Below are 13,419 nucleotides of genomic sequence, written 5' to 3'. Positions count from 1 at the left end.
CTGTAACCGCTTTGTGGCGTGGTTGCACCGGGCCGGCGACAGCAAGCCGGAGGGGACAGGTATACCTCGCTCGAGGTCGTTCCGACGGGTATGAGCCACTCCGAAAGCGGGGACGCCACGGAAGACGACGTTCGAAACGCTGTTTCGACGTTTCTGGCGCGTAACTTCCCGCAGATTCAGGGCCACGGCGGCGACTTCTCGATCGTCGAGGTCGACGTAGCGGCAGGCCACGTCGAGATCAACCTGAGCGGCGCGTGCAGCGGCTGTGGCGTCAGTCCGATGACGACCCAGGCGATCCAGCGACGGCTCCCGAGCGACATCGAGGCGATCGAATCGGTGGCGGTCACGACCGGCTTCGACGAGCTGGGCGAGGAGACCTCGCGAGACGTACCGCCGGAGACGCCGTTCTAGCTGTCCCAGCCCTCGGGCCAGATCCTCGAGGCCCACATCTCCGGCTCGTAGTCCTACTCTCGGAACTGTTTCCGGAGTTTCGCTGCGTCGACCCGGAGGATCGGCTCGTCTATCAACTCGAGCACTAGCAGTGCCGTCAACATGGCGTGTTCCCGCAGATTTCGCGGGTCGACCGTGTCGCGTGTGTCGGCCGCGGTGTGGCCCCAGCCACGCCCGCAATCGCCGCCTACGGGTGGATTGCTGTGCAGTTGCAGTGATACGGACTGCTGTCCCGCTGTCCCGGCGCGACCGCGAGCCTGCCCGCGGTCGCGGTGGAACTGACTGACAACAAACCGTACGAGTCATCGCCACGCGGTTCCGGAACCGGCCCGCACCGTCGACGTTGACCACCGCACGGATCGACTCGAGGGCGAGGTCGCCGGCCAGCGCCTCCGCACCGAGCAGCCCGATCTCCTCGCAGTTGACGCCGGCGAACCGGACCCGACAGTCGAGTTCGCTCGCAACCGTCGAGAGGATCGACGCTGCATCCGCGACCGTCGCGATCCCACAGCCGTTGTCGAGCGCACTTTCGGCGACGTCGTGGCTGTCGTAGTGAGCGACCACCACCACTTCCTCGTCGGTGTCGGGACCGATCGTGCCGGTGACGTTCCGGCTCGAGCCCGCGTTGGTCGTCACCACGACCTGGATTCGTGTGCGAGTGCTCCCCTCGGCGTACTCGACGAGCCAGTCACCTGTCTCGGCGCTGACGCCGATCCCCGGAACGGCCGCCTCGCCGGCGATCGCTCCCTCGAGGTCGGCCGCTGCGATCTCTTCGGGCGTCCCGTAGCCGGCGTCGACCAGCCGCCTCCACGTCGCCGGACGGCGAGTACGGGAGTGCACTCGCCGCGAACGGACGATCGGGGCCGTCCTCACGGTAGACAGTGAATTCGGTGTGGCCGCGCTGTCAGTGTTGCATCGGGACTCCCGCTTTCCGACGTTCTCGAGGCCAGCATCCGCGACCGTGTTGGCGACGAGTTCCGCCACTCGGCGCTCGTGTTCGGAGCCACCCCTCTGGGGGAGGCTGAGTTAGTTCGGTCGGCAGGCCCCAAGAACGGGCGTCGCGCCAGGCACGGCCGAGCGCCCGCTCGAGAGGCCGATTCGAGGTCGTGTCGTCCGTGTCGGTCGCGTCGCGCTCGTTTATGGCCGGCGAGACGCCCACGAACCGACAAAAGCCGTCGGGCCTGCTGGAGCGATCGGCGACTCCGATACGTTTTACCACTGTCGTTTCGAAGCTCGTGGTATGAGTTCAGTCCCCGACCGCTCGGAGATCGACGAGCAGTACATCTGGGATCTCGAGAGTATCTACGCGACCGACGACGACTGGGAGCAAGCCTACGACGCGGTCGCCGACCGCATCGCGGACCTCGAGCGCTACGAGGGAGCGGTCACCGACGACGCCGAAACGCTGCTTTCGGTCCTCGAACTGTACGAGTCGGTCATGCGCGAGGTCGAGACCGTCTCGGCCTACGCCCGGATGCGGCGAGACGAAGACACCACGGACCAACACTACCAGGCGCTGACCGCCCGCGCACAGTCGCTCGCTGCCGACGCCGAATCCGCAGCCTCTTTCATCGAACCCGAACTCCAGGAACTGACCCGCGAAGCGTTCGACGAGCTGGTCGAGGCGGAGCCGGACCTCGAGACCTACGACCACTACGTCGACGACGTGCTCCGGATGAAACCCCACACCCGCTCGGCGGCGGTCGAGGAACTGCTGGCCGATCTGAGCGAAGTTACGGGTGCAACTGGAGACGTCTACAACATGCTTTCGAACGCGGACATGGAGTTCCCCACCGTCGAGGACCCCGACGGCGAGGCCGTCGAGATCACCCAGAGTAACTTCACCAATCTGCTCAAGCGATCCGACCGCGAGTTCCGCCAGCAGGTCTACGAGGCGTACTTCGAGGAGTGGGGGTCGATGCGAAACACCGTCGCGACGGCCTACAAGAACAGCGTCAAAGCAGACGTGAAACTGGCGCAGGCGCGCAACTACGACACCGCCCGCGAAGCTGCACTCGACGGGCCGAACGTCCCCGTCGACGTCTACGACACGCTCGTCGAGACAGTTCGGGACAACCACGACAAGCTCCACCGCCACGCCGAACTCAAACGCGAGGCCCTCGACGTCGACGACCTCCAGATGTGGGACCTCTACATGCCCCTGACCGGCGACGAAGGGCCTGCCCTCGAGTACGATCAGGCCGCCGAGTACGTCGTCGACGCGCTCGAGCCACTGGGCGAAGAGTACCAGTCCCGCGTCGCCGAGGGCCTGGAGTCGCGCTGGGTCGACGTCTACGAGAACGAGGGCAAGCGGTCGGGGGCCTACTCGAGTGGTACCTACGACACCCAGCCGTTTATCCTGATGAACTACCAAGACGACGTCGCCTCGATGTACACGCTGGCCCACGAACTCGGCCACTCGATGCACTCCCAGTTCACGAAAGACCGACAACCCTACGTCTACTCGAGTTACGAGATTTTCGTCGCCGAGGTCGCAAGTACGGTCAACGAGGCCTTGCTGACGAACCATCTCCTCGAGACCGTCGACGACCCCGAGTTCCGCAAGGCCGTCCTCAACGAGTTCCTCGAGCGAGTTCGGTCGACACTGTACCGTCAGACGCTGTTCGCCGAGTTCGAACACGAAGCCCACAAACTCGAAGAGGAGGGCAAACCACTCACCGCGGATCGGCTGGACGACCTCTACGAGGGACTCAAAGCCGACTACTACGAGCCCGCAGCCATCGACGACCACATCGCCCGCGAGTGGATGCGCATCCCCCACTTCTACCGGGCGTTCTACGTCTACCAGTACGCGACCGGCATCTCCGCCGCCCTGGCGATCACCGACCGCATCTTCGAGGAAGGCGACACCGCGGCCGAAGACTACCTCGAGTTCCTCCGCCAGGGCTCTCGAGAGTACCCACTCGAGTTGCTGCGGACCGCCGGTGTCGACATGAGTACGTCCGAGCCGATCGACCGCGCACTCGAAACGTACGGGACGCGACTCGACGAACTGGAGTCGCTGCTCGAGTGATCGCGCTGGCGCTCGTTCGGACCCGGCCGGGCCGGTAATCCAGCACTAGCTCTGGGAACGAGACGCATAACGATACTGTGCTCTCGTGACAGTCCCATCGAATGTCACGTAGTGTCGCTCGCGACCAGACCGACGAGTACGTCGTCAGACGATACGCGGACGGTGACCGCGAGAGCGTCCTGTCGCTGTTCGAAACGGCGTGGGAGCATCGGTCGGGAACCGACTGGTTCGAGTGGAAGTACGTCGAGACCCCCTCACTCTCTCACGTCCCGATCACGCTCGCCGAACGCGACGGCGAGGTCGTCGCAGCCCAGGGGTATCTTCCCTATCCCGTTCGGTGCCGGGACGAAGTCGTCCCCGCGCTCAAGCCAGTCGACGCACTCGTTCACCCGGACCACCGCCGAAAAGGCTTGTACTCCAGGGTTACGAGGAAAGCGATCGAAACGTACCGCGACCGAGAGCCAGCGTTTTTCTTCAACTTCCCGAACGACGCGTCGCTGGGTGCCCAGGAGAAACTCGGCTGGCGGGCGGTCGACGTCGTTCCCATGCAGTATCGGCTGCAGCGGCCACACGAGTTCCTGTCCGACGACGCCGTTCCCGCGTCGCTCGAGCGACCGCTCACTGCGCTGTCGCGGGCGTATCTCACCGCCAGAGACCGTCTCGCGACGACGCCGGACCGGTTCGATATCGACCGTCACTCGTCGGCTCCGGCCGCCGTTCTCGAGTCGCTGTACGAGTCTCACGTTCCCGACCGGCTGCACGTCTACCGCGACGCCCGTTTCTACCGGTGGGTTTTGGACGCACCGAACTACGACCATACGGTGTACGTGGCGCGGTGTGACGACCGTCCAGTCGCCGCGCTGGTCACGAGAACCGAGACCGGGCGAGCTGTCAAGCTCATGGACGCCCTCCCGGCGACCGGCGACCACGAGGCGTTTCCCGAGTTGCTCTCGGCGGCCGTCGCCGACAACGAGTCGGCCGCAGTGATGACTGTCGCCAACGACGTTCTCCCCCCGACGTTGCTGAACGAGTTCGGGTTCGTCCGCTACCGGAACCCGATCCTCTCCCGCGTTGCCGATCCGACGTACCTTGCGGTGCGTCCGCTCGAGCGCGACGGCGAGACGCCGCCGGTTTCACGGAACGAACTGACGGCGCGTGACAACTGGCGCGTCTCGTTTCTGGAAGTGACCGACTGAGACGGACTGCTGTCCCGATGTCCCGACGCGACCGTACTGGTCTATCCAGCCGCTTAGACGTACTCGAACCACTCGTCGTACTTGTCGGTCCGTCGCTCGACGACCTCGAAGAACGTCGACTGGAGCTCTTCGGTGACCGGGCCACGGGACCCGTCGCCGACGACGACGTTGTCGACTTTCCGGATCGGCGTAACTTCGGCCGCAGAGCCGGTAAAGAACAGTTCGTCGGCCGTGTTGAGTTCGCCACGAGAGATCGAGACGTCGTCGTGGACCGTGTAGCCGAGGTCTTCCGCGAGCGTGATCACGGCGTCGCGGGTGATGCCGTCGAGAATCGACTCCGAGAGGCCGGGCGTGTAGATCTCGCCGTCCCGGACCAGAAAGAGGTTCTCACCGGGGCCTTCTGCGACGTTGCCTTCCTTGTTGAGGACGATCGCTTCCGCGTATCCGTTGCGGCGGGCCTCCTCACCAGCGAGCATGCTGTTGACGTACAGCCCCGTCGTCTTGGCGTTGGTCGGAATCTGGCTCGAGGCGTGTTTCCGCCAGGAAGAGACCATCACGTCGATGCCGTTCTCGAGGGCGTCCTCGCCGAGGTAGGCACCCCAGGGCCAGACGGCGATGGCGGTCTGAGTGGGACAGCCGTCCGGGCTGACACCGAGCGAGTCGTAGCCGTAGAACGCGATCGGACGGACATAACAGGAGGCGAGATCCTGGCGCCGAATGAGCGTTTTGGTGGCGTCGGTGAGTTCCGCTTTCGTGTGATCGATCTCGAGTTCGTACGGTTTCGCGGACTGATAGAACCGCTCTAGGTGTTCCTCCCAGCGAAAGAGCGCGGCCCCGTTCTCGGTGTCGTAACAGCGTGCCCCCTCGAAGATGCCGCTGCCGTAGTGGAGACCGTGAGTGAGCACGTGGATCTGTGCGTCCTCCCAGTCGACGAACTCGCCGTCCATCCAGATCGTGTCGACGTCCATCTCGTCGAATCCCATGCTCGTGTGTGTCGAAAGCCACCATACTAAGTGTTCGCGATTTTCGCAGCGAACCGACAGTGACGAGACGAAACGAAACGGAACCCGGACGCTTCCGTTACTGGGGGTCGGGCGTCCCCTCGAGCAGTTCGTCGACCAGCCGGGTAAACCGGTCGAGCAGCCGATCGGGAACGGTCGGTTCGACCTCCGAGAGCAACTCGCCGGTCCGTTCGGGGTTGGCAAGCGAGAGCAACACTCGGCTCCGGTGGTCGTACCGTTTCTCGACGATATCGCGTTCGACGAGCCGATCGAGGTGGTACTCCAGGGTGCTGCGAGCGACTTCGAGGGCATCCGCGACCTCGCTCGGTGCGACCGAGTCGTGTTCGATCAGGTAGACGACGATTTCGCGGGCCGTTTCGCGGCGAAACAGCGCCAGTGCGGCCCGTTCCCACTCGTCGTAGCCGAGTGGATAGTAGTGGGTCCGGCCGTAGTACTCGCCGCGGACGAGTTCGTCCTGAGAGAGCAGTCGCCGGACGTGATACTGGATCTGCCCTGGCGCGAAGTCGGACTCCCTGACGAGTTCGTTGAAGTGAATGCCAGCGTTGCGCTGAACGTGTACTCTGATCTGGCGTCTAGTCTCGTTCATAGATTGCTCGACCGGTAACTATCCGTGAGTAGAGGGGGGACGCTGATAACGGCTTTCGCCCGTTCCCGGTAATTGAGAACGGGTCATACGACGGGAGTACGTATCACCTGCCGAACAGTAAAAGTACATACGTCGGCAACTGCTCGGTACTACCGAGGGGCATGGAGCACACGAGTCCGTTCGAGGTCGGCTGGCTAGATCCCGAACTCGCACCGATCCTGCTCGCGGTGATCGTACTGGCAGTGCTGGGGACGACGATTCTCTTTCTCTGTGGCGTGGTCGCTTACTCGCGGCGTCGATCGCTTCGCTATCTGTTGATCACGATCGTGCTCGGGCTGCTCGTGGGACGGTCGTTCGTCGGGCTCGGCACTGCGTTCGGAGTCGTACCCATGACCATCCACCACCTCGTCGAACACGGCGTCGACCTCACGATCGCCGTCTTGATACTCTATGCCGTCTACCGGAGCGGGCCCGGAACCGACGAACCCGCGAGCGAGTCGGCGCTCGGCTCTGACGACTAACCCAGTCGCTCGAGGATGTCTCGCCCCTCGAGATACGAAAAGTCGTGGCGGGTCGCGTACGCCCGGGCGTCGTCGGGAGACAGCGCCTCGCCTGTCTCGTCGTCTAACATCTCACAGACGACGACTGCGGGCGAGAGGTCGGCGGCGTCGGCGAGCGCGACGCCGAGTTCGGTGTGGCCTTCTCGCTGAGCGAGCAGGTCGGGTGCGGCCTTCAGGAGGTGGACGTGGCCGGGGACGCGAAACTCCTCGCTGAACGTCGTCTCCCCCGGATTGGCGGCGGCGTCGCCCAGCGAACGGATCGTCAGCGAGCGATCGGTGTCCGTGATCCCCGTGTAGGTGTCGCGGTGGTTGACCGTCAGCGAGAACGACGACCGTTCGTCGTACCCCAGGTCGTGACCGGCAGTCGCTGGGTGGTCGACCGCCTCGGTGTAGAACGGGAGGCCGAACGCCTCCGCGACCTCGTGGGCGAATGCGACACAGATCAGCCCACCGGCGTCGTTTCGCAGTCGGCCAACGGCGTCGTCCGTGACGGCGTCGGCGTGATAGATGAGATCCGTCTCACCCTCGCGGTCGGCAGCGTCGTGGACGAGCACCGGTTCGCCGGCCCGCAGCGACTCGAGAGCGCGCTCGATCGGATCGGCCGGCTGACTGTCGCTCTCGTCGACACCGACGTCCGACCGAGGACCCGCGTGGTCGGTTCCGGTCATCGCCGATCACCCACGCGGACGGTAACGAAGTCCCCATCTTCGAGGTCGAGGTCCTCGCGGAGTTTGTCAGGCGCGATCACCTCGAGTTGGTCCTCGTCGTGGTGAGTGCGGTCCGGGGCGATCGTGTGGGCGCTCTCGTAGCTCTCCCCTTCGCTCGTCTCGATCGTCGCAGGATAGCAGACTGCAGGACCGTACGTGCGCTCGTCGTCCTCCCAGCCGTCGATAGAGACCGGCTCGAGCGAACTGATCGCACTGCGTCGCCGGACACTGTCTTCCCGCAGATCCAGGTTCAACGTCCCCGGGAACGGCTCGTAGCCCAGCCGGTCCGCGAACTGTCGCTTGTACCCCGGCAGTGAGATGTAGTGGCGGCCTTCACCCATACCGCTCGTGACAGTCCCCTCGAGTTCGACCGTCGAATTAGTCTCGAAGACGCGGCGGTAGTCCTCGTACTCGGCGTGGAGAACGCGTTCGCCATCCTCGGTAACGGTGACCCACTGCCCGTCGCTGACGGTGTCACGTTCGATCAGGGACGCCCCCTCGAGTCGCTGGAGTCGACGCGAAGCGGTCTGGTTCGACGCCTCGAGTCGGTCTGCGAGTTGAGAACAAGAGAGTTTGACGTCGCCCTCGAGCCCGCCCTCGAGTGCGAGTAGCTTGAGTGCGGCGAGTTCGTCGGGGCCGACGGCGGACTCCGATGTAACTGACATAGCTTCGGATTAGATGTCGTCCCCCAAAAGCATATCGAAAGTGGAACGCTCCCCAGAATCGTTATGGTGCGCGTCGGTGTCTCCCCAGTAGAGTCCGATTGGACGACCGACGCAAAAAGCCACCGATGTCGGCTACTGACAGCGTGTCGGCAACAGACTCCCCGAGACGGAGCCACGTCTCCGCGAGGGTCACGAGCACGTCCGACGGCTCGGTCTCTGCCAGCCAACGAGTTCCCGTCGTGGACAGCTCCGACTCGACCATCACGACGATTCGGACAGCACCGACGATACGACCAACGTGTCACCCTCGAGAAAGGCAGAGCCACCAACTCCGTCGTCGGTCGACTCGACCGCTCGTCGCCACGCATCGAGGACCGATCGGCGTCACCTCCGCGTCTACCGCCCGGTCGATCAGAACGGTCTCGCCGTCCGACGGCTGCCGTCGTGTCAGTTACCGGTCGGGCTCCCGTGCCCAGAACTCGCTTTCTTTCTTCAGTTTCGGCACCCACGTGTCGTCCGTCTTCGAGAGCAAGGCGACACGCGACGGCGGAACCTCCTTGCACTCCGTGAACTCGGGCATGTACTCGCCGACCTCGCGGGCAAACGCCGCGACCGTCTCGTGGTCCGGCATCGAGGAACGGTCGAGTCGCCCCTGTGAGTGGCCGACGTGCATGTAGGCCTTGAGCTCGACGAAATCGGGATCTGCCAGCCGATAGAACCCGGCGTACCAGTCGGGGTGGTGCATGTTCTCACCATCGACGAGCGTCGTCCGCAAGACGGTGCGAGTCTCGTCTTTCTCGGCGAGAACGGCCATCGTCTCGAGCAGTCGCTCCCAGGCGTCGTCCGCGACGGCTTTGACGACCTCGTCGAAGGTGTGGCGTTCGGGGGCGTCGACGCTGACGTACAGTTGCGTCGGCTCACACTCCCGGAGGACGTCGGGGTTGGTACCGTTCGAAACGAGGAAGGTCGTGATGTCGCGGTCGTGAAACGCCTCGAGCAGTTCCGGCAAGTAGGGATACAGCGTCGGTTCACCGTCCAGGGAGATAGCGACGTGGCGGGGTTCCATCGCCTCCTCGAAGACCTCGCGGGGAACCTCGTCGTTACCGCCAAAGCCCGACAGCAGTTTCTTCTGGAGGTCGATCGAAGCGTCGACGACCGCCTCGGGGTCGTCCCACTCGACGTCGCCCAATTCGTAGGCGTGGCCCTGGTGGTCGCGCCAGCAGAAGACACAGCGTTCGTTGCACTTGACCACGGGAGTCATCTGGATACAGCGATGGGACTCGATCCCGTACCAGATATTCTTGTAGCACTTGCCCTCCCCACGCAAGGCGTTTGCCGTCCAGCCACAGGTCTGGGCCGCCGTATGGTTCTCGCTGTGATAGTCCGGACTCGAGACCTGGGCCGGTCCCCCGTCGTCTGCGTCGATCCCCGGGCCGACGCCGGAATCGGCGGGCTCGCTCATGTTGCCCGCGCTTGGACGGGCGCGGACAAAAGACGTGTGGTCCCACACCGGAGCGTTCGATCACTCCCGCTCCGGGAGCGTTCCCGGCTCCGCTGGCTCGTCGTCTTCGTTCACGACCTCGCGTTCGAACCCATAGAGGACGAGTCCAGTGTTGGCAGTGAGGATGACACCGGTCATCGGCACCGTCGCGAACAGGTAGAGTCCGAGCCCGACGGCGAAGGCCCCCGCGACGATCCCAGCCCACAGCACCGGCCGCGAGACCGAAACGCGGCTAGCGTCCCGATAGGTCCAACCGAAAAGCCCAGCCGTCGTCACGAGCCCGAAGACCGCGACGAACGTGTCCAATACCATACGGAGGGGTTCGTCGGGCGAAAGAAAAGCGTTCTGAGAAAGAGAGCGATCAACCAGTGTCGCCACGAACCCGCTCGAGCACCGACAGCGTCCCGTCGGCGTGAGACTCCTCGAGCACCTCGTCTGCGGCCACCCTGGCTGACTCGTCGGCGTTTGCGACCGCAAAGCTCCGACCGACGAGTTCGAAAGTGGAGACATCGTTGACCGAGTCGCCGACGGCGACAGCCGTCTCGGGGTCGAAGCCGACGTGGTCGGCGATCCGCTCGACGCCCGTCCCCTTGTTCGGGTTCGCGTCCTTGACGTGGTAGGCGTAGCCGGTGTCGACCACCTCGAGGCCACGACTGGCAGCGATCTCACGCAGCGGTTCGACGGGCGACTCGAGGGCGACGGCGATTTCGGTTTCGCGCCACCGGTTGACGGTGTCTTCTGTGCCCCACCCCAGGTCGTAGCCGGCGTCGCGGTACTCCTCGACGACGGCCTGGGCGGCCGCACGGTCGGCGGTGAAAAAGACGTCGTCGCCGGTGTAGACGACGCCCCCGTTCTCGGCGACGACCAGCTCAGACAAACCAACGAAGTGACAGAGTGCAACGGGGTAGGGGAAGGCCTTCCCGGTCGCGACGACGACGGGGGCGTCCCACTCCCGCAGCGGATCGAAGAGACGCGGGTCGATTCCCTTCCCCTCCGGACGGGTGAGTGTCCCGTCGACGTCCAACACGAGCGGCGGAGTAACTGTCATATCCGCCCGTCAGTGACCCACAGGCTAAAACGGTCGGATTCAAGCGACAGAACGGGAACGGGGCCGATCCACTCGAGTGCGCGTGCCGGTCTGCCAGTCTGTCGCCGGGACAGCACCGCAGGGACTTTTGCTCGTCGCGTCTCATACGTCTGCTATCTACGAGTAATGATCGACATCGAGGCAACGACGGACCCCGTGGGGCTCGAAGTGTACGATTCGATCGAACAACGACGGCTTCGGTTCGAAACGGGAGCCGTCACCACACCCCAGGAAGCGTCCCCGACGGCGTTTCCGTTTCCCGTCGACACGACGTGTACGATCGAGACGGACGAACTCGTCTTCGATCGACCGTACGCCATCACACTCCACGACGACGCGGGCGTGACCGAGTCGAGCCTCGAAATCGGCGAGACGGACCCACTCGACGACCGCCGCCAGTTCGTCGGCGTGACCGGCCCCATCAAACTCTACGTCGGGGTCGAGGCGGTCGGACAAGTCGAACGGCGACTCAGATCGTTTCGCCTCTCCCTCGAGCAGGACGCGACGATCGTCGTCGGAGCCAGATCACTGCACGATCGACCGGCAGGGACGATCACGACGCCGCCCGACCTCGAGTCGATGCTGACCGCGGTCTCGGCATCGGCCTCCGCGCTGAAGACGACCTCGCCGGAGCGAACCTGGCCGACACTGCGTGGACACCCACCGCTGATCGAACTCGGGCAGCGACTCGAGGTCCCAGCAGCGATCGACCGGGACCAGCCCGACACCGGCGTCACGCTGACGATCCCACCCACGTACGCGGCGCTTTTTGCCGCCGCGCCGCTCGCGTTCTTCCTCGGAGCCGACCTCCAAACTGGCGACGAGCCAGCCCTCACGACCGACCAGTTCGAACGCCCGTTACCAACAGGGCCGGCGTTCGAAGACGCGATGGCACAACTTCTCAAACGGACGTTCTTCCTCGACTGTCTCGCCCGAACGGAAGGCATCTTCCAGTCCGACCTCCACGAACGAAACGCACTCGAAGACGACCTCCCGTTCGACCTCGCGGCGATCTACGACGCGTCACTGCCCGAGCGACTAGATCGATACCTCGAGATCCCCTTCGAGCGACTCGAGCCGTACGTCCCACGCTGGCCACTGACGGCTCACGTCCCGGCCGAACCGAACAGCGTCGAACTCGTCCCCTTCGTCACGCACGAACTCGGCGTGATCCGTCAGGCTCGCGGGACCGAGATCGACGAGTTCGGCGAGACGCCAGCACCCTCGCCAGCGACGCCCGCCGACTCACAGCTCGTCCGGTCTGCCAGCGAATCACGGCAACTCGACCGATCGCCGACACCCGGGACGGCGGAGACAGCGCTGGTCGACCCCGACGTCACCACCGAGTCGGTCGAACACGCCTGGTTCGGGGACGCGATCCCCTACGGCGCGTCGAAAGCGACCGTCGAAGCCTACCGGAACCAACTCGATCGCAGGTCGCGCAAGGAGTCGATCGACATCCTGCTCGTCTGTAACGACGCCCGGATGCTCGAGGAACACGACCTGCTCGACGACACCTACGGCACCCAGGAGCGAGTGCCGTTCGACGTCGACTCGGAGTTCGGCGTCGACACCGATCGGCTCGCCGCGTTGCTGTCCGACGGCGACTACGACTTCTTTCACTACATCGGCCACGCGACCGAAGACGGCCTGCGCTGTCCCGACGGCAAACTCGACGTCCGAACCCTCGAATCCGTCACCGTCAGCGTCTTCTTTCTAAACGCCTGTCGCTCATACGAACAGGGGCTGGCACTGACGCGACACGGCGCATACGGCGGCGTCGGCACACACGTCGACGTGGACAACGAACAGGCAGTCGAAGCCGGTGAGACGATGGCCAAACTACTCAACTGCGGATTCCCGCTCCGTGGCGCACTCGAAATCGCCCGCGACCACGCCGACATGGACGATCGGTATCTCATCATCGGTGACGGCTCGACCGACATCGCCCAATCCGACGGCGGCGCACCGGCGTTGATCGACCTCGAGCGCCACGAAGACGGGTTCGACTTTGCTGTCCAGTCGTACTCGACAAAAGAGTTCAAACTCGGAACGACGACCGAATCGACGCTGCCGTCCGTCGCGGATCGGCACCTCGGCCCCGACCGAACCGCGTTTACCGGAGTCGACCGCGAGGCTCTCGAGGAGTACTTCATCTGGAACGACCCGCCGGTTCGACTCGACGGAGAACTGCAGTGGTATCACGGCGTCGGATCGACGCCACTCGAGTAAGCCGCGAGACGTTTTTTACGGTCCGACCTGGGACGCGGTCGAGGCTGCGGCCGTCCCCGTCTGACTCAGGAGGACGAACATCGTAAACAGTGCGCCGATCAGTCGTGGGTGCTGTGCGAGGTAGTCAGCCATGCTGTCGGTCTCGGACATTGCAGACTAATGGTTATCTCCAGAAGCAATAAATTTACCTTATTATTTTATAAACGTAACTGTAAAAACCGAGCTGGTGAGTGTTGGAAAGGACAGCGAATCGACAGACGGCAGTGAGGTCGGTTCGATCGATGGAACAGGAAACGACAGAGTCGGACCGACTGCCGCGTCGAGCGGCCTCGAGTGCGTTGGCAAGCCCGAACGGATGAGTGAAACCGAATGCAGTCGT

14 protein-coding genes and 1 pseudogene are annotated in these 13,419 nt (G+C 64.1%); 6 read left to right on the top strand and 9 right to left on the bottom strand.

From position 1 onward, the window contains the following. Positions 1-90: 90 nt before the first annotated feature. Positions 91-411, top strand: coding sequence for a NifU family protein (locus NATGR_RS11060; protein WP_005579357.1), 321 nt, complete (start codon positions 91-93; stop codon positions 409-411). A gap of 402 nt (positions 412-813) precedes the next feature. Here the strand turns inward: NATGR_RS11060 and NATGR_RS20245 are convergent. Next, positions 814-1,014, bottom strand: a pseudogene (locus NATGR_RS20245) (M28 family peptidase); the annotation flags it as partial. A 37-nt stretch (positions 1,015-1,051) separates the two neighbouring features. On the opposite strand from NATGR_RS20245, the gene NATGR_RS20240 reads away from it, so the two are divergent. The 3 genes from NATGR_RS20240 to NATGR_RS11040 all read left to right on the top strand — a co-directional run bounded on the left by NATGR_RS20240 (position 1,052) and on the right by NATGR_RS11040 (position 4,680). Further along, positions 1,052-1,237, top strand: coding sequence for a hypothetical protein (locus NATGR_RS20240; RefSeq protein WP_231990832.1), 186 nt, complete (start codon positions 1,052-1,054; stop codon positions 1,235-1,237). Between the two features lie 453 nt (positions 1,238-1,690). After that, complete coding sequence (pepF, locus tag NATGR_RS11045) at positions 1,691-3,484, top strand: oligoendopeptidase F (protein ID WP_005579355.1); 1,794 nt, start codon at positions 1,691-1,693, stop codon at positions 3,482-3,484. A 101-nt stretch (positions 3,485-3,585) separates the two neighbouring features. Next, positions 3,586-4,680, top strand: coding sequence for a GNAT family N-acetyltransferase (locus NATGR_RS11040; protein WP_005579354.1), 1,095 nt, complete (start codon positions 3,586-3,588; stop codon positions 4,678-4,680). A 53-nt stretch (positions 4,681-4,733) separates the two neighbouring features. Here the strand turns inward: NATGR_RS11040 and NATGR_RS11035 are convergent, their stop codons facing one another. Both NATGR_RS11035 and NATGR_RS11030 read right to left on the bottom strand, forming a co-directional pair. Next, positions 4,734-5,663, bottom strand: a complete 930-nt coding sequence (locus tag NATGR_RS11035; RefSeq protein WP_005579353.1) for a branched-chain amino acid transaminase — start codon at positions 5,661-5,663, stop codon at positions 4,734-4,736. 97 nt (positions 5,664-5,760) lie between these two features. Continuing rightward, positions 5,761-6,288 (bottom strand): winged helix-turn-helix transcriptional regulator, encoded by a 528-nt coding sequence (locus NATGR_RS11030; protein WP_005579352.1) that lies wholly within the window; start codon positions 6,286-6,288, stop codon positions 5,761-5,763. A gap of 161 nt (positions 6,289-6,449) precedes the next feature. Between NATGR_RS11030 and NATGR_RS11025 the strand changes: the two genes are divergently transcribed. Further along, positions 6,450-6,809 (top strand): DUF7471 family protein, encoded by a 360-nt coding sequence (locus NATGR_RS11025; protein ID WP_005579351.1) that lies wholly within the window; start codon positions 6,450-6,452, stop codon positions 6,807-6,809. Here the strand turns inward: NATGR_RS11025 and ribB are convergent. The 5 genes from ribB to NATGR_RS10995 form a co-directional block, all read right to left on the bottom strand. After that, positions 6,806-7,516, bottom strand: a complete 711-nt coding sequence (gene ribB / locus NATGR_RS11020) for a 3,4-dihydroxy-2-butanone-4-phosphate synthase (RefSeq protein ID WP_005579350.1) — start codon at positions 7,514-7,516, stop codon at positions 6,806-6,808. The genes NATGR_RS11025 and ribB overlap by 4 nt on opposite strands. Continuing rightward, complete coding sequence (locus tag NATGR_RS11015) at positions 7,513-8,220, bottom strand: DUF120 domain-containing protein (RefSeq protein WP_005579349.1); 708 nt, start codon at positions 8,218-8,220, stop codon at positions 7,513-7,515. The genes ribB and NATGR_RS11015 overlap by 4 nt, the downstream gene beginning before the upstream one ends. Positions 8,221-8,671: 451 nt before the next feature. Next, the gene (gene twy1 / locus NATGR_RS11005) at positions 8,672-9,682 is read right to left on the bottom strand and encodes a 4-demethylwyosine synthase TYW1 (RefSeq protein WP_005579347.1); all 1,011 of its coding nucleotides are present in this window, start codon (positions 9,680-9,682) and stop codon (positions 8,672-8,674) included. A gap of 60 nt (positions 9,683-9,742) precedes the next feature. Continuing rightward, positions 9,743-10,033 carry a hypothetical protein gene (locus NATGR_RS11000; protein WP_005579346.1) on the bottom strand — a complete coding sequence of 97 codons (291 nt, stop codon included), beginning with the start codon at positions 10,031-10,033 and terminating at the stop codon, positions 9,743-9,745. Between the two features lie 49 nt (positions 10,034-10,082). Further along, entirely contained in the window at positions 10,083-10,769 is a 687-nt protein-coding gene (locus NATGR_RS10995; RefSeq protein ID WP_005579345.1) for a phosphoglycolate phosphatase, read from the bottom strand. A 165-nt stretch (positions 10,770-10,934) separates the two neighbouring features. On the opposite strand from NATGR_RS10995, the gene NATGR_RS10990 reads away from it, so the two are divergent. Then, entirely contained in the window at positions 10,935-13,040 is a 2,106-nt protein-coding gene (locus NATGR_RS10990; RefSeq protein WP_005579344.1) for a hypothetical protein, read from the top strand. A 15-nt stretch (positions 13,041-13,055) separates the two neighbouring features. On the opposite strand, the gene NATGR_RS20435 is transcribed toward NATGR_RS10990, so the two are convergent. Beyond that, positions 13,056-13,190, bottom strand: coding sequence for a DUF7503 family protein (locus NATGR_RS20435; protein WP_005579343.1), 135 nt, complete (start codon positions 13,188-13,190; stop codon positions 13,056-13,058). Positions 13,191-13,419: the final 229 nt, after the last annotated feature.

Origin of the sequence: Natronobacterium gregoryi SP2 (assembly GCF_000230715.2) — an archaeon.
GTDB lineage: Archaea > Halobacteriota > Halobacteria > Halobacteriales > Natrialbaceae > Natronobacterium > Natronobacterium gregoryi.
Note: the sequence above shows the minus strand (reverse complement) of the source record. Positions and strands in the feature narration are given on the sequence as shown.